This window comes from Thalassospira australica (assembly GCF_044790785.1).
Lineage (GTDB): Bacteria > Pseudomonadota > Alphaproteobacteria > Rhodospirillales > Thalassospiraceae > Thalassospira > Thalassospira australica_A.
In genome coordinates, this window is the sequence record NZ_CP085258.1 from 1,127,547 (window position 1) to 1,143,918 (window position 16,372).

The 16,372-nt window shown below is 54.3% G+C and carries 17 protein-coding genes and 1 other RNA gene; 9 read left to right on the forward strand and 9 right to left on the reverse strand.

From position 1 onward, the window contains the following. Positions 1 to 144: 144 nt before the first annotated feature. Complete coding sequence (locus LG297_RS05305) at positions 145 to 837, forward strand: glutathione S-transferase family protein (protein ID WP_404425858.1); 693 nt, start codon at positions 145 to 147, stop codon at positions 835 to 837. A gap of 76 nt (positions 838 to 913) precedes the next feature. Here the strand turns inward: LG297_RS05305 and LG297_RS05310 are convergent, their stop codons facing one another. Beyond that, on the reverse strand, positions 914 to 2,143 hold the full coding sequence (locus tag LG297_RS05310; RefSeq protein WP_404425860.1) for an MFS transporter: 1,230 nt from the start codon (positions 2,141 to 2,143) through the stop codon (positions 914 to 916). Between the two features lie 116 nt (positions 2,144 to 2,259). Here LG297_RS05310 and LG297_RS05315 point away from each other — a divergent pair, with 116 nt between their 5' ends. Beyond that, on the forward strand, positions 2,260 to 3,216 hold the full coding sequence (locus LG297_RS05315; protein WP_404425862.1) for a LysR family transcriptional regulator: 957 nt from the start codon (positions 2,260 to 2,262) through the stop codon (positions 3,214 to 3,216). Between the two features lie 62 nt (positions 3,217 to 3,278). On the opposite strand, the gene LG297_RS05320 is transcribed toward LG297_RS05315, so the two are convergent. Beyond that, positions 3,279 to 3,923: a LysE family translocator gene (locus tag LG297_RS05320; protein ID WP_404425864.1), complete on the reverse strand. Its 645-nt coding sequence runs from the start codon at positions 3,921 to 3,923 to the stop codon at positions 3,279 to 3,281. 132 nt (positions 3,924 to 4,055) lie between these two features. Further along, positions 4,056 to 5,396, reverse strand: coding sequence for an MFS transporter (locus tag LG297_RS05325; RefSeq protein WP_404425866.1), 1,341 nt, complete (start codon positions 5,394 to 5,396; stop codon positions 4,056 to 4,058). Between the two features lie 426 nt (positions 5,397 to 5,822). Between LG297_RS05325 and cyoA the strand changes: the two genes are divergently transcribed. From cyoA to LG297_RS05350, 5 genes are all read left to right on the forward strand, one after another. Then, positions 5,823 to 6,953 carry a ubiquinol oxidase subunit II gene (gene cyoA, locus LG297_RS05330; RefSeq protein ID WP_404425868.1) on the forward strand — a complete coding sequence of 377 codons (1,131 nt, stop codon included), beginning with the start codon at positions 5,823 to 5,825 and terminating at the stop codon, positions 6,951 to 6,953. Positions 6,954 to 7,045: 92 nt separating this feature from the next. Further along, entirely contained in the window at positions 7,046 to 9,055 is a 2,010-nt protein-coding gene (gene cyoB, locus LG297_RS05335; RefSeq protein ID WP_404425870.1) for a cytochrome o ubiquinol oxidase subunit I, read from the forward strand. Positions 9,056 to 9,065: 10 nt separating this feature from the next. Then, complete coding sequence (gene cyoC / locus LG297_RS05340; protein WP_404425872.1) at positions 9,066 to 9,686, forward strand: cytochrome o ubiquinol oxidase subunit III; 621 nt, start codon at positions 9,066 to 9,068, stop codon at positions 9,684 to 9,686. Then, positions 9,683 to 10,075 carry a cytochrome o ubiquinol oxidase subunit IV gene (locus LG297_RS05345; protein ID WP_404425874.1) on the forward strand — a complete coding sequence of 131 codons (393 nt, stop codon included), beginning with the start codon at positions 9,683 to 9,685 and terminating at the stop codon, positions 10,073 to 10,075. The genes cyoC and LG297_RS05345 overlap by 4 nt, the downstream gene beginning before the upstream one ends. An 87-nt stretch (positions 10,076 to 10,162) precedes the next feature. Further along, positions 10,163 to 10,930 (forward strand): SURF1 family protein, encoded by a 768-nt coding sequence (locus tag LG297_RS05350; protein ID WP_404425876.1) that lies wholly within the window; start codon positions 10,163 to 10,165, stop codon positions 10,928 to 10,930. A 74-nt stretch (positions 10,931 to 11,004) separates the two neighbouring features. Here LG297_RS05350 and LG297_RS05355 read toward each other — a convergent pair whose 3' ends face one another. From LG297_RS05355 to LG297_RS05380, 6 genes are all read right to left on the reverse strand, one after another. Further along, positions 11,005 to 11,562, reverse strand: coding sequence for a peroxiredoxin-like family protein (locus LG297_RS05355; protein ID WP_404425878.1), 558 nt, complete (start codon positions 11,560 to 11,562; stop codon positions 11,005 to 11,007). 114 nt (positions 11,563 to 11,676) lie between these two features. After that, entirely contained in the window at positions 11,677 to 12,300 is a 624-nt protein-coding gene (locus LG297_RS05360; protein WP_404425880.1) for a class I SAM-dependent methyltransferase, read from the reverse strand. A gap of 106 nt (positions 12,301 to 12,406) precedes the next feature. Further along, on the reverse strand, positions 12,407 to 12,988 hold the full coding sequence (locus LG297_RS05365) for a TetR/AcrR family transcriptional regulator (protein WP_404425882.1): 582 nt from the start codon (positions 12,986 to 12,988) through the stop codon (positions 12,407 to 12,409). A 143-nt stretch (positions 12,989 to 13,131) separates the two neighbouring features. After that, complete coding sequence (gene mscL, locus LG297_RS05370) at positions 13,132 to 13,563, reverse strand: large conductance mechanosensitive channel protein MscL (protein WP_404425884.1); 432 nt, start codon at positions 13,561 to 13,563, stop codon at positions 13,132 to 13,134. A gap of 125 nt (positions 13,564 to 13,688) precedes the next feature. Then, positions 13,689 to 14,228 carry a dihydrofolate reductase gene (locus LG297_RS05375; protein ID WP_404425886.1) on the reverse strand — a complete coding sequence of 180 codons (540 nt, stop codon included), beginning with the start codon at positions 14,226 to 14,228 and terminating at the stop codon, positions 13,689 to 13,691. Then, the gene (locus tag LG297_RS05380; protein WP_404425888.1) at positions 14,228 to 15,022 is read right to left on the reverse strand and encodes a thymidylate synthase; all 795 of its coding nucleotides are present in this window, start codon (positions 15,020 to 15,022) and stop codon (positions 14,228 to 14,230) included. The genes LG297_RS05375 and LG297_RS05380 overlap by 1 nt, the downstream gene beginning before the upstream one ends. 163 nt (positions 15,023 to 15,185) lie before the next feature. Between LG297_RS05380 and ssrA the strand changes: the two genes are divergently transcribed. Next, positions 15,186 to 15,562, forward strand: a transfer-messenger RNA (tmRNA) gene (gene ssrA / locus LG297_RS05385). A gap of 137 nt (positions 15,563 to 15,699) precedes the next feature. Next, positions 15,700 to 16,242 carry an SspB family protein gene (locus LG297_RS05390; RefSeq protein ID WP_404425890.1) on the forward strand — a complete coding sequence of 181 codons (543 nt, stop codon included), beginning with the start codon at positions 15,700 to 15,702 and terminating at the stop codon, positions 16,240 to 16,242. Positions 16,243 to 16,372 lie beyond the last annotated feature (130 nt).

The window sequence follows — 16,372 nt, forward strand, 5'->3', positions numbered from 1 at the left end:
GCCTCCTTTGACTTTCATGATGTGTGGCTCATCTCAAACTATGACCTTGCCAACACGTTCCTGATCCGTCAATTTAAACTGATCGTTCCATAATTCAAGGGCAGGCGAAAAATACGGTTTCGCCCCCTTAATCAGGAGACCCCGATGATCCGCTTTTACTTCCACCCGACCCCGAACCCGGCCAAGATTTCGCTTTTCCTTGAGGAAGCCGGTCTGCCTTATGAAATCGTGCCGGTCGACACCAAAAAGGGCGAACAGCACAGCCCGGAATTCCTTGCGATCAACCCGAATGGCAAGGTTCCGGCGATTGTTGATACGGACGGGGCGGGCGGCAAGGAAATCCGGGTTTTTGATTCAAACGCCATCCTGCTTTATCTGGCAGAAAAGACCGGCAAGTTCCTTGGTACGGTGGAAGATCGCGGTGAATTGCTGTCCTGGTTGATGTTCATTGCATCGGGCCTTGGCCCGTTTTCCGGGCAGGCGGTGCATTTTCAGCATGTGGCACCGGCGGGCAACGATTACGGTGTAAACCGGTATCGCAAGGAAATCGAACGCCATTACAGGGTGATGGACGATCACTTGGCCCATCGCGAATTTGTCGTCGGTGACAGCTTTACCATTGTCGATATGTCGCTTTGGGGCTGGATCGAGCGCGCGGCATTCGTCATGAAAAATGATGCACCGCTTGACCCCTATCCTAACCTGAAAAAATGGTATCAGGGGATTTGTGCCCGCCCGGCGGTGGAACGCGCGCGCAAGGTCGGCAGCGACCATGCTTTCAAATCGGAAATGGATGACATTGCCAAACGTGCGCTGTTCCCGTCGAATTACAGTTAAATCCGGACAAGCGAATGGATTGAATGAAAAGGTCCCGTCGCGATTGCGGCGGGACCTTTGTTTGAGGGGCCGAAATTTACCGGGCACGGCCGTCATAAAGACGGATCAAAAGGCTTGCGCTTCCGGCAAGGACACACAATCCGACCACACCATAGAACCCGAAGAAGCTTAGAAATTGGGTGCCAATGGTTGATCCTGCGGCCATGCCGATAAAAATAACCGAAAACAAGATGGCATTCAGGCGACTTCGGGCTTCGGGTGCTATGCGATAGACAAGCGACTGATGGGCAACCAGCGACGTCTGGAAACCAAGATCAAATCCGATCGTAGCAATCGCCAGTACCACCAGTTGACCCGTGATCGGCAGGACCGAAACCGTCCCCATCAGGGCAAAGAAGACAACCACCAGTGCCGCACCAATCCGGGTAACAAAGTGCGGCCCATGTTTGTCTGAGAGTGCCCCGGCATAGCGGGCCATCAGCGCCCCGGCAGCTCCCAGCAGGCCAAATGCACCGGCTACATCGCTGCCATACCCGTATCTATCCGCAAGGATCAGGGCCAGTGTCGACCAGAATGCGCTGAAGGCAACGGCAAGAAGAGCCTGAGCAATGGCTGCACGGCGCAATGTTGGGTGCTGAGCCCAAAGATGCATCAGCGATTTCAGCAATGCGAAATAACCCAGATCGGAATGTGTGGTAAAGCGGGGCAGCATTTTACGTAGCATCAGACCGACAATCAGGATTTCAACCGCGGCAAGTTGCATGACAACACGCCATCCGAAATATTCCCCGATCACCCCGCTTACCGTCCGCGAAAGCAGGATACCGGTCAAAAGGCCGGTCATCACAGTGCCGATGGTTTTACCGTGGCTTTTTTCGGGGGACAAAATCGCCGCAGCAGGCACGATATCCTGCGCAATCGTTGCCAGTATGCCGATCAGAAGGCTTGTGATCAGAAGTTGATCAAGGTTTTGCGAGAAACTTGAAACGCCAAGAACCAGTGCCAGAGCCAGGCTTTTGATCACGATCAGCAACCTGCGATCAAACCGGTCGCCAAGCGGCAGCAAAAACAGAATGCCAAGCGCATAGCCGATTTGGGTAAGGGTCGGGATCAACCCGGTTGAGCCTGCACCGATGCCAAGTTCCCCACCAATCAGATTGAGAACCGGTTGGGCATAATAGATTGATGCAACTGCAGAACCGGCCCCGATGGCAAGGCACAGAACCAGCAACCGTGAGGGTTCTGCTGAGTCGGTCGTCTTATAAGCATCCGCGCCGGTTGCACGAACAGATTGAAGAGCTGTCATCGCCGTAATCCAGAATGTTTGCAAGAATTGATGGGGCAAAACTATCGATTTCATTCTGGCGTGGTAGATGGCTGTCGGGTAAAACTGTTATACGTTTAACGTATGATGGTATGAGTATGGCGATCATTGATCGTATATCCCTGATGCGGACATTTGTGCGCATCGTCGAAAGCGGCAACCTTTCGGCGGCGGCCCTGCAACTTGGCACGAGCCAGCCGACCATCAGCCGACGTTTGCGGTCGCTTGAAAGCTTGCTTGGGGTCGAACTGCTTTTGCGCAGCACGCATGCAATCAAGCTGACCGATGACGGGGAACGGTGTTACACCCGCGCCAAGGCCGTGATCGAGGCATGGTCATCTCTTGAGGAGGATATCAAAGGCGCCTCTGCCGAACCGTTTGGCACCCTTAGGGTCAAGGCACCGCATGCCTTCGGGCAGGATCAGTTGATTGGGCCGTTATCGGCATTTCTGAAAAAGTATCCACAGATCAATGTAAACTGGGTTCTGAACGATCAGCCGCCTGATTTCATTTCCGACAATCTTGATTGCGCCATTCACGTCGGGGGTGTTACCGAGCCATCGCATGTTTGCGTTCTGCTGGTAGAAATTCCGCGGATTGTTGTCGCGTCCCCCGATCTTTTGCAGAACCATCCCGACATGTCCGATGTTGCCGATATGGCAGCACTGCCATGGATTTCGCTTGATACATTTTATCGGCATGAAGTTGCCCTGCATCATGGGCAAACGGCAAAAACCTGCCGGTTCCCGATTTCACCACGCCTGATTTCAAGCAGCCTTTTTGCCGTGCGCGGCGGTGCGCTGAATGGTGTCGGGGCTGCCATTGTTTCCAGCTGGATTGTGCAAGACGATATCCGGTCCGGTCGTCTGGTCAATCTGTTCCCGGAATGGCAGGCCAATGCGCTTCCGGTTTATCTGGTTTATCCCTATGCGACCTATTACCCTGCGCGCCTGCGAAAGTTCCTTGATGTCATGCGCGATTGCATGCCGGGGATCGTCGGGGTCGAAAGACCGACGGGGAAAAATCCCGCGGTATCTGCCAATCACGAGGCCTAAGACCCCCCGCTTTGAAAACAGGGGGCATCGGTGTTATTGCCTGACGGCCAAGTTAATGACCATCAGGGCGAAACCGGATTGCGGGCATCGGCCAGAATGCGGCCGCCAATGGCAATGAAACAGACACCGGCGACACGTTCGATCCAGTGTTGGGCATGGGTAAAGCGTTTCATGACCGGGGCAGAGGACATGAACAGGCTGATGATCGTATACCAGATCAGTGCGCTTAGGATGACAAGCCCGATCATCAAAACCATCAGCCAGCCGGGCGTTTGAGCGGTGACGGCGGTAGCAAAGACGCTGGCGAACAGGACGATGGCCTTGGGGTTGGTCATGGTAACCAGAAAGCCAAAAAGGACCGGCTTGCCAAGCTGTTTCGTGCCTGCGTTGTCAGAAGCAATGGCAAAATCATCCGTCTTTGGCCGGGCGCGGATCAGCTTTATGCCGAGATAAATCAGATAGCATCCGCCCAGTACCCGAACGGTCCAGGTCAGCCATTGATATTCGACCAGAAGAGTCGAAAGGCCCAGAAGGCTAAGCGTTGCGTAAAGGCCGAGGCCGACGGAAACGCCGAGTGTCGTTTTCAGTCCGGCCTTTGCGCCGCGCGTCATGGATGACCTGACAACAGCGACAAAATCCGGGCCGGGCAGCATCAGGGCGGGGATGAAGATCGCGAAAACACTGATCAAGGTAATGGTGGCGTCCATTTCAAAATCCCTGTCATGTTGTTGGGGGCAATGAAATTGGACCACCGGACGGAAGGGATTGCAAGCCGTCGAACAAAACACCCCCGGCGCGTGACTGCCGGGGGTGTTTTATCTGAAATCCGGAAAGATCAATCAGTCGGTGTTTTTCTGTCCGAACTGCTTGTTGAAATGCAGGACGAGCAGGGTAACCGCCGCCCCCGATAGCAGATACGCCCCAACGCCAATCGGGCCATAAGCCACGCAGAGCAGAAGGGCGATCAACGGGGCGAAGCCGGCACCGAGCAGCCATGCAAGGTCCGATGTCAGAGCCGAACCGGTATAGCGGAATTCGCGTTTGAAGTTCGATGCCAAGGTGCCGGCCGCCTGACCAAAGCACAGACCCAGAACTGCAAAACCGCCCAGAACGATCATGCCTTCATTGATGATGTTGTAGGCGTAAAGAAGCGGGGTCAAAAGGGCACCGGCCGCAATGATGGCTGCCGAATACCCCAGCAGGCGACGACGGCCGATCTGATCGGCGATGAAGCCAGATGCGATAATGCCAAGTGCGCACAGCACCGCACCGACACCCTGGGTCAACAGGAACTGTCCCGGATTGGCCGGGGTATAAAGTACGACCCAGCTTAGTGCGAAGACAGTGACCAGATGGAACAGCGCGTAGCTGACCAGCGGTACGAGCGCACCAAGAAGCACGGTGCGACCGTGATGGCGGATGGTGTCGCGGACACGGACGGCCTGCAGTTCGTTCTTTTCAAGCAGGCTTCCGAATTCCGACGTTGCCACCAGACGCAGACGGGCAAACAGCGCCACCACGTTGATCGCAAAGGCAACGAAGAAGGCATAACGCCAGCCGAATGCGAGGAAGTCTTCGGCACTGAGTGTGAGGATCAGATAGGCAAACAGCGACGATGCCAGAATGAAGCCAAGCGGTGCGCCAAGCTGGGGCATCATGGCATACCAGCCCTTGCGGTTGTCGGGCGCATTGAGCGCAAGCAGGGAGGCAAGACCATCCCATGCACCGCCAAGTGCCAGTCCCTGCGTAAAGCGAAGCACGCACAGCAGATAGATCGCAAACATGCCCGCGCTGTCAAAGCTTGGCAAAAAGGCCATCGCGGCGGTTGAACCGCCCAGCAGGAACATTGCGACCGTCAGCTTTGTGCCGCGGCCATAACGACGGTCGACCGTCATGAAGACGAGGGATCCGATCGGGCGGGCGATGAAAGCCAGCGAGAATATAAAGAAGGAATGGATGGTACCGACGATTGCGCTTTCGCCAGGGAACAGAAGTTGAGGGAACACCAGCACCGATGCGATGCAATAAACGAAGAAATCGAAAAATTCCGACGACCGGCCGATAATCACCCCAAGGGCGATCTGGCCGGGATCGTTGACTGTGCCAGCCGAATGTTGGCGTGCGTCGCGTTCCAGACCCGAGGAGGTGGAGGTCGCTAAGGTATGAGTGGATTGGGTCACGCCTGTCTCCCTAATTATCTGACTTCATTGCTTCTCATTGGACCCGTCTTGATTGGCCATCTTGATTGGATCGAGTCTAATTATAGACATGTGAATTGCAAACGTCAGTGTCAATTATTGTGTTGCGTTGCACAACGCATGGTTTACAAGTTTTTGATAATTGTCATAAACATAGGCCCATGCATGGCGGCTTACTTGACATTGTTGCGGCGCAGCTATAGCAAGTGAGCGAAATTTCCTGCCGGTGAATTTATGAAAAAAGTTCGCCGAATTTGTGTCTCTTCCGTGGAAGTTTGGAATTTTAATTCCTATATGCCGCTACGGTTGGGGTACGACGCGTGCCGGTCCGGTGGGCTGGTTATGCGGCTCGCAAGCATATGGTTGTTTGTGAGAACATCTTCCAGAGACTGACAAAGTATCAAGCGCATGCTTTCAAAACTTGCACGCGGCGTCGCAATTGCTTCTGTGTTCACGTTACTGACCGGATGTAATCTGGTCGTGATGGATCCGTCTGGCGATATTGCGTCACAGCAAGCCGACCTCATCGTTGTTTCCACGATCCTGATGCTGATCATCATCCTTCCGGTGATGGCGCTGACTGTGTTCTTTGCCTGGAAATACCGTCAATCGAACAAGGATGCCGAGTACGATCCCGAATGGCACCATTCCACCAAGCTGGAAATTGTCATCTGGTCTGCCCCGCTTGCGATCATTATCGCGCTGGGTGCGATCACCTGGGTCAGTACGCACACCCTGGACCCATACCGCCCGCTTGATCGTATTGATGCGGAACGTCCGCTGGAAAAAGATCACAAGCCGATGGTGGTAGAAGTCGTTTCCCTCGATTGGAAATGGCTGTTCCTGTATCCCGAACAGGGCATTGCGACCATCAACGAGCTGGCGGCACCCATCGACACCCCGATCCAGTTCAAAATCACCTCTTCGGGGATCATGAACTCCTTCTATATTCCGGCACTGGCCGGAATGATTTATTCGATGGCCGGGATGGAAACCAAGCTCCATGCCGTGATCAACGAAGAAGGCGTTTATGACGGATTTTCGGCGAACTATAGCGGCGAGGGTTTCTCGCATATGCGCTTCAAGTTCCACGGGCTGAGCGACGCAGACTTTGACGACTGGGTTGCCAAGGTCAAATCCGACAGCCGCACTCTTGGCCGTTCGGAATATCTGGAACTCGAAAAGCCGAGCATTGCGGAACCGGTTCATTACTTCGGCGATGTCGATCCGGAGCTGTATCAGGCAATCCTGAATATGTGCGTCGACCAGTCGAAAATGTGCATGAACGAAATGATGCATATCGACGAAAAGGGCGGTGGCGGTCTTGCGGGTATCTACAACGTTATGTCGTTGACATACGATGCCCCGCGTGAACGTGGCAGCCAGCCTTTGCCGTCGACCAAATCCTTTGTGGCAACGCTTTGCACGACGCCGACAGGCGGTCTGAGCCAGGAAATTTCTTCGATCCCGCTGTTTGACAACGGAATGGAAGACAGCCGGTTCAGCCCCGTTCCTGCCAGCGTGTCGACAGGGTTCTGAAGCAGTGCCGGTTGATGTAAATCGACCGGCCCTTCGCGGTTTGCGCACCGGCCTTGCCGGTGCGTTATCGCATCGAAAAGAAGAGTAATCCGATGTTTTCAAATCCGGACCTTTTGCATTTTATATTTGGCCGGCTTTCACTCGACTCCTTCCCGATGTTCCACGAGCCGATCCTGGCTGTGACATTCGTGGCGGTTGTTCTGGGTGGTCTCGTCGTTGTCGGCGCGCTGACCTATTTCAAGCTTTGGGGATATCTCTGGCACGAGTGGATCACGTCTATCGATCATAAGAAGATCGGTATCATGTATATCATTCTGGCGCTGATCATGCTTCTGCGTGGCTTTGCCGATGCGATCATGATGCGTGCCCAGCAGGCGATTGCCTTTGGCGATGTTGCAGGGTATTTGCCGCCTGATCACTACGACCAGATCTTTACCGCCCACGGCGTGATCATGATCTTCTTTGTGGCGATGCCGCTGGTGACGGGGCTTATGAACTTCGTCGTGCCGCTTCAGATTGGCGCGCGCGACGTTGCTTTCCCGTTCCTGAACAATTTCAGCTTCTGGATGACGACGGCCGGTGCGATCACGGTGATGATCTCGCTGTTTGTTGGCGAGTTTGCCAAAACCGGCTGGCTGGCCTATCCGCCGCTTTCGGACATTGTTTACAGTCCGGGGGTTGGGGTTGATTACTATATCTGGGCCTTGCAGATTGCGGGTGTCGGCACATTGTTGTCGGGTGTGAACCTGATTGTGACCATCGTCAAGATGCGCGCACCGGGCATGTCTATGATGAAAATGCCGGTCTTCACCTGGACCTCGCTTTGCACCAACATCCTGATCGTTGCGGCCTTCCCTGTTCTGACTGCGGTTCTGGTTTTGCTGTCGCTTGACCGTTATGCCGACATGAACTTCTTCACCAACGATCTTGGCGGCAACGCCATGATGTATATCAACCTGATCTGGATCTGGGGTCACCCGGAAGTTTACATCCTGATCCTGCCGGCATTCGGTGTATTTTCGGAAGTGGTTTCGACCTTCTGCCGCAAACGCCTGTTTGGTTACAGCTCGATGGTTTACGCGACCATCGTGATCACGATCCTGTCCTATCTGGTCTGGTTGCATCACTTCTTCACCATGGGGTCGGGTGCCAGTGTGAACGCCTTCTTTGGCATCACGACGATGATCATCTCGATCCCGACGGGGGCGAAGATCTTCAACTGGCTGTTCACCATGTATAAGGGCCGTATCAGCTTTGACGTTCCGATGCTGTGGACGATGGGCTTTATGCTGACCTTTGTGATCGGTGGCATGACCGGTGTGATGCTAGCGGTTCCGCCTGCGGACTTCGTGCTGCATAACAGCCTGTTCCTGATTGCGCATTTCCACAATGTCATCATCGGTGGCGTGGTGTTCGGGATGTTTGCCGGTATCGTTTACTGGTTCCCTAAGGCGTTCGGTTACAAACTTGATCCGTTCTGGGGCAAAATGTCCTTCTGGTTCTGGCTGGTCGGGTTCTATTTCGCCTTCATGCCGCTTTATGTTCTGGGCCTGATGGGGGTTACCCGCCGCATGAGCCATTTCGATGACGGTTCGCTGCAAATCTGGTTCATCATTGCCGCCTTTGGCGCGGTTCTGATTGCGATCGGTATTGCATCGTTCCTGATGTCGCTGGTCGTGTCCTTCATCAAGCGCGAAGAACTGCGAGATGAAACGGGCGATCCGTGGGATGGCCGTACGCTGGAATGGTCGACCTCGTCGCCGCCCCCGGCCTACAACTTTGCCTTCACCCCGGTCGTTCACGATCTTGATGCCTGGGCTGATATGAAGAAACGCGGCTATGTCCGTCCGACTTCCGGGTTCCTCGACATTCACATGCCGAAAAACACCGGTGCCGGTGCGATCCTTGCGGCTATGTCGCTTGTCCTTGGTTTCGGGCTGATCTGGCATATCTGGTGGCTTGTCGCCGTCAGCTTTATCGCCCTGATCGGCACCGCGATTGCGCACACCTTCAACTACAACCGTGATTACCACATCCCGGCCAGCGAAGTTGTTGCAACCGAAGACGAACGTACCGCCCTTTTGGCAAAGCAGCAGGCGTAAGGGAATGACAATGGCGAATACAACTGCCTCTCAGACCGAAGCGCCGGTCTTTTACCTGAAGGAAGAGCATCATCCCCAGAACGGGACGATGCTTGGCTTCTGGCTCTATCTGATGAGCGACTGCCTCATCTTTGCGATCCTGTTTGCAACCCATGGCGTTCTCGGCCGCAATTATGCGGCCGGGCCGGCCCCGGTGGATCTGTTCGATCTGGAACTGGTGGCGATCAACACCTCCATGCTGCTGTTTTCATCGATCACCTATGGCTTTGCCATGCTGGCGATGGAAAAGGGCAGCATCAAGGGAACCCAGATGTGGCTGGCAATTACCGGCCTGTTCGGTGTCGCCTTCGTCGGGTTGGAACTTTATGAGTTCCATCACCTGTGGAGTATCGGTGCCACCCCGATGCGCAGCGGATTCCTGTCGTCGTTCTATACGCTGGTTGCGACGCACGGGCTTCACGTGACGTTTGGCATCTTCTGGCTGGTCACCCTGATGGTTCAGGTTGGCAAGCGTGGTTTGATCGTCGAAAACAAGCGTCGCCTGATGTGCCTTTCGCTGTTCTGGCATTTCCTTGACGTGATCTGGATCGGCGTCTTTTCCGTTGTTTACCTGTTGGGAGTTCTGGGATGAGCACGCATTCTCATGCACATGATGACCATCACGGTCACGATCATGCTGACGGTGCCAGCCACGGCACCTTCAACAGCTATCTGATCGGTTTCATCCTGTCGGTAATCCTGACCGCCATCCCGTTCTGGCTGGTGATGCACGGGGTTCTTGACAGCAAAGTTGCGACCGCGGCCTGGATCATGGGCCTTGGTGTCGTGCAGATTGTCGTCCATATGGTCTGCTTCCTGCACATGAACACCAAGTCCGAAGGCGGCTGGAACATGCTGGCGCTGATCTTTACCCTTGTGATCGTGGCGATTGCCATCGCCGGTTCGCTGTGGGTGATGTATCACCTGAATACCAATATGATGCCGCAGATGGATCATGAAATGATCCGAAGCTTCGGCTAGGTTTTGCAGATGTAATCGGGGGCGCGATACTTTCACCGGTATCGCGCCCTTTTTTGTTCCGATGATGTTTTGAAGGTCATGAAGATTATGGCTGATACGGATATGTCCACCGGTAAAAACCCGCCGATCAGAACCCACATCGTGGTTTGCATTCTGGCAGCAATCCTGTTTTCGGGGTTCTCGGCCCTTGGTGTCTGGCAGGTGGAACGCCGGGCGTGGAAGCTTGATCTGATTGAACGGGTGGATGCCCGCGTTCATGGCGACCCGTTAACCGCACCGGACCGGGCGGATTGGGAAAATGTCACCCGCGAACGCGACGAATACCGCAAGGTCACATTGCTGGGAAAGTATCGGAATGATCTGGAAAGTCACGTTTATGCCGCCACGGATTATGGCGCAGGATACTGGGTGATCACGCCGTTCGAACGGGTGGATGGCACCATCATCATGATCAATCGCGGTTTTGTCCCGACAGATCGCCGGGAACCTGATACGCGCGCTGACAGCATGATTGACGGTGAGGCACGCGTAACCGGTCTTTTGCGGATGGACGAGCCGGGCGGAACCTTTATTCGTGATAACGTGCCGGGCGAAGACCGCTGGTATTCACGCGATGTTCGCGCGATGGCGGCAAAACGCGGGCTGAACCCCTATGATGTTGCGCCCTATTTCATTGATGCGGACGACACCAGCAACCCCGGGAAACTGCCGGTTGGAGGCCTGACGCGGATCAGTTTCCCCAACAATCATCTGATGTATGCCATCACATGGTTTGGCATGGCGGTCCTGACGCTGGTGGCGGCCTGGATTGTGTTGCGTCCAAGGCGCAACAAGGATGATGACAGCGACCCGTAATAGGATGATCGCTGGCACCATTTGACCGTCAAAATTCCCGCGATCTTCCGATTCAAAATGTCGCCGCGCAGTGATCAGGGATCGGTATGGTCAATGACTTCGCCGCGAGCCGGATAATTTTTGGCAATGACGAAATCAAGCCCGCCAAGGATTTCGGCAAAGGCCGGGCGGGCGAACGGCATGGTTTGAACGGTGCCAAAATAAAGCGTGCCATCGGGCCGGACAAGGAACAGGCCCGGTTCGGAAAACAGGGCCGGTTCTTCGAACCCGGACGAGGTCACGCCGTTGCTTGACGAAATATACAGGCCCCATTCGCGGGCTTTTTCGAGGCTGAGGCCATAACCGAGATCAAGGTTTTCAAGGGCCCATTTTTCCCTGGCCGTTTCGGCGCGGTCCTGTATATCCGATGACAGGACAATCACATTGACACCTCGTTTGGCGAAGTCGGCCAGCTTGTTATCAAGGTCTTTGAGGTATTTGCCACAAATCGGGCAATGCAGGCCGCGATAGAACACGACCATGGTGAAGTTTTCCGGCGTCTGATCGGCAAGCGACCATGTGCCGCCGCCGATGAGGGGAACCGACAGGGACGGGACTTTCTGGCGCGGCATCAGGGGCGTAATCGCGGACATTTCGTTCCTCGTGACTGTTATCTGACTGAATGAGAATAAATATGGAACGATCATTCCGGAACAACAATCAACAAATCGTCCTATCACTGAACTGTGATGAAGGCTGGTCGGCGATCAAAGTTTGCGGGCAACGACAAACCGGGCATGGTCGGACGGAGGATAAAGGCCGGTTTCGATGATTTCGAAGCCCTCGCAGGCAATCATGGTGTCAAGCTCGCCATAGCGTAGGGAATTGACAAATGGCGCAAAGCCAAGCTTGCGCATGACGGCAATCAAAATGGCAAGCAAGCGACCCGCTTCACCAATACAGCCGGTTTTTGAAATGAACAGCCCGCCGGGTTTAAGCAAGCGATGAATTGTGCGGATTTCAGCGGGAATATCTCGGACAAGATGCAGGACATTAAACGCCAGAATCGCATCAAATACCTGATCGGCAAGATTGCCATCGGACAGGCGGGCCGCCTGAAAGTGAACATTCGGATGGTTCCCATCGGCGAGCTTGTCCTGCGCAATGGCGATCATGGCAGGGGAAAGGTCGGTTGCGGTAAGATGTCCGACCGACGGGGCAAGCAACAGAGCTGTCGAGCCGGTACCACATCCGATTTCAAGAACATTTTGATCCGGAGTCAGGTAATGACGGGTACGATCCAGGGTTTCGGCATAAGCCGTCTGGTTTCTAACGGGCTTTCGGGCATATTTCGCTGCTGCCTTGTCCCAGAATTTTGTGTCTTGGTCCATGCAATCCCCGTGTATGGTTCCGTGACCCGCGATGGATATACACGCAAAACGGGTGAATGTGAATTCACCCGTTGGGAGCAGGGTGATATTTTGCCGAGATCGGGGATCAGTCGAGCGTGGACAGGATGGTATTGACGTAATCGTCAAGTGTATCCTTGTCCGCACCACGGCGGGCCATCAGATGCACGCCCTGAATAGAGCCCGCCAGAAATCGCGAGAAGGAGCGGATATTTTTATCCTTGCCGATGGTGCCCTGTTCAACACCGCGGTGAAGTGCGCGGGCAAACATATCTTCAACCCGGCGGAATGACGCCTGCGCAATTGCGGCGGTTTCGGGATCGTGCGGGGCCAGTTCCATGCCGGAATTGACGATCAGGCAACCCTTGTGGCGGCCTTCGCCGCACCCGAGGCGACAGGCATCGTGAAAGGTCGCAATGATCGCCTCGCGGCCATCGGCCATTTCGCGCAGCTTGGCAAATCGGGTGGTACTGATTTTCTGGCTGTAATGATCAAGAACACGCAGGAAGAGGGCTTTTTTATCGCCGAAGCTCGAATACATGCTGGCACGGTTAAGGCCGGTTTCGTCGACAAGGTCCTGCACCGAGGTTGCCTCGAAACCCTTGTTCCAGAAGATGTTCATGGCGTTATCAAGAACGCTTTCTTCGTCAAACGCACGGGGGCGGGCCATCGGCAATCCTTCCTTGTTCCAGTAACTGGAATGAATGTTCTGAAACTTATACCTAAATATAAGGGGAGGCGCGAGATATCAACTGAGAATGTCAGTAATCAGCCAATATTACACGCATCCCCGATATGTGAACACCAATGGAGCTATTGTTCCTTGCGCACTGCCAGAAGGTCGCGGATTTCACGCAGAAGGGCAACATCCTCGGGCGTTGCGGGCGGCGGTGCTTCCCCAACTTTTTCGTCTTCTTTTTTCTTGGCCCTGTTGATCGCCTTGACGACAAGGAACAACACCCAGGCAATAATAGCGAAGTTAAGCGCGATGGTGATAAACGCGCCATAGCCGATCACGGCACCCTGTGCCTTGGCATCAATGTAGTTTGTTGCCGTCACTGCGTCCGACAGGGCAATGAAATAGTTGGAAAAATCGAGCCCGCCAAAAACATAACCGATCACCGGCATGATGACGTCCCCGACAAGCGATGTGACGATCCGCCCGAATGCCGCTCCGATGATCACACCGATTGCCAGATCGACAACATTGCCGCGCAGGGCAAACTTCTTGAATTCTTCAAACATGTTTACCTGTCCTCTTTCATTCTTGGTTTTATCGGACAGGCGGTTTGATGCCCTGCCGATAAAAAACTTTAGAATTGAAATGCGAAAACAGGAATTGTTTTGTTTGGTTGCGGAAACGTATCCGATCAGCCAGTGACCCGGACGCGATTTAACGTGACAAAGCTGTAATCCGGTCCATCGGGATTGTTGATGGTGGTGCGTCCGGTTTCCTGCCATTTATCGGCGGGCAGTGGGGCAAGAAAGGCGTCCCCGTCAATATCATCATGGACTTCGGTTAGTTCGTACCGCGTAGTGTAAGGCAGGGCGAGTTTGTAAATCTGCGCCCCGCCGGCAATGATGACCTCGTTAACATCATCCTGTGCAGCGATCTGATCGGCCAGTTTGATTGCACTTTCGATGTCATGGCAGACCCGGACATTTTCATGATCAAACGTCCAGTCGGTATCGCGCGTCACCACAATGGTGGTACGCTTGGGAAGCGGTTTGCCAATTGCCTCGAACGTCACACGGCCCATGATCATCGGCTTGCCAAGGGTGAGCGCCTTGAACCGTTTAAGATCTTCGGGCAGGTGCCAGGGCATCCAGCCATCCTTGCCAATCGCGCCGTTTTGGGCGGCGGCAACCACGGCAACCCGTTCGATCCGGTCGTTATTGTTGGCGGGCATCAGACGGCCACCTTGCCCGCGATATGCGGATGCGGGTCATAGCCGGTCAGTTCGAAATCGTCATATTTGAAATCAAAGATCGATTTGACTGCCGGATTGATTTTCATTTCCGGAAGCGGACGCGGTTCGCGCGATAGCTGCAATTCGACCTGTTCAAGATGGTTGGTGTAAAGATGTGCGTCCCCAAGTGTATGGATGAAGTCACCCACGCCAAGGTCGCAAACCTGCGCGACCATCATGGTCAGCAATGCATAGGACGCGATATTGAACGGCACGCCCAGAAAGATATCGGCACTGCGCTGATAAAGCTGGCAGGACAGTTTGCCATCCGCGACATAAAACTGGAACAGGCAGTGGCATGGCGGCAGCGCCATGCTCGGCACATCGGCGACATTCCATGCCGAAACGATCAGGCGGCGGCTGTCGGGATTGGTTTTGATCTGCTCGATCAGGCCGGTGATCTGGTCGATGGTTTCGCCGTTTGCCCCGCGCCATGACCGCCACTGGCCACCGTAAACCGGGCCAAGTTCGCCGTTTTCATCGGCCCATTCGTTCCAGATGCGTACACCATTTTCTTGAAGATATTTGACATTGGTGTCACCGGCCAGGAACCACAGCAATTCATGAATGATCGATTTCAGATGCAGCTTTTTGGTGGTGACCATCGGAAAGCCCTTTGACAGGTCAAACCGCATCTGGTGACCAAAGACCGATACCGTGCCAGTGCCGGTGCGATCTTCCTTGTGCGCGCCGGTATCGCGCACCAAACGCATCAGATCGAGATATTGCTGCATGCCGCATCCTGTTGTTCGGAATCGTGTTTGGGGCAGCATAGTTGGCAATGCATGGGGCGGCAAGTCGCCCGATGACGGTATCAGGACTTGGGTGCTATGTGGCAGGGAGGCGTTCGTTGGCTTTGTCGGCTTAAAGGTCGAACTGGTGAAAGTTTTTGCCAATTCCCTTGCGAAAGCAGACCCGTTTGCCCTATATAGGGGCTGTCGGGGCAACCCGACTATGGCGTTACACGACTTGGCAGAATAGACATTACGGACCCGGGGGCGGTACCCGGCGGCTCCACCAACTTTCATCTATCTGACTTCGTCCGACTCAGGCGAAGATGTTGGGGCCGAAATAGGATCGACGTGTGTAGTAAAAGCCTCTGTTGGCGCTCGGCATGGTACCACCGTTATCGGGCTAATGTTTGTAAACGCAAACGACAACAATGCTCCGGTTGCTGTTGCCGCCTAAGCGGTACTAGCACCAAAGCGAAATTCCGATTGCCGGGAGCGGTAGTCTGGTGGGGGATGGGGCACCTAGCAACAGAACGCCCCGCTCTTGTATTTTTCCCCCTCTCCGTTATGAATAGAAGCAATTCAATTGCGTCATCTGCAAATGACGCGATCAGGTGCCATATATAAATGACGGGCATGCCCTGAAAACGTCAGGGAACCCGCCAGACACAGGATTATCGATGCAGGAACCGGAAGAATTCCGTTACGACCTTATGGTCGATCAGGCGCTGCGCGGCGTGGTGAAGCAGATCCTTTCGCGCGTGGCCGAAGAAGGCCTTTTCGGCGAGCATCACTATTACATCACGTTCCAGACCAACCATCCCGGCGTTGCTTTGCCTGAAGGACAGCGGAAAGCACACCCGGATAACATCACCGTTGTATTGCAGCACCGGTTCTGGGACCTGAAAGCGGAAGACGATCATTTTTCAGTCGGTATGAGCTTTGATGGCATGCCAACCACGGTGGTTGTTCCGTTTGATGCCATGCTGGCCTTTGTCGACCCGTCCGCCAACTTCATGCTGACCTTCAGCGTCGAAGAAGAAATGGACGATGCAGATTTCGATTACGACGAAGATGATGACCTTGATGCCGATCTGGTTGATGGTGACGAGGATACCACCCCGCAACTGGTGACCGAACCGGCCAAACGCAAAAAGAAAAAGCCGGCTGAACAGGGTGAAAGCGGCGAAGTCATTGCTCTTGATGCGTTTCGTAAAAAATGAATTCCAGAAGGGCGGGCATTTGGCTCGCCCTTTTTCTTTTCCGCATGTACCGATTCTTTCCCCGCGGATCGGCAATTGCCTGTTCATCTAATGTATCGTGGAAATTTGCCGCGTTTGGCGTTAAGAACGG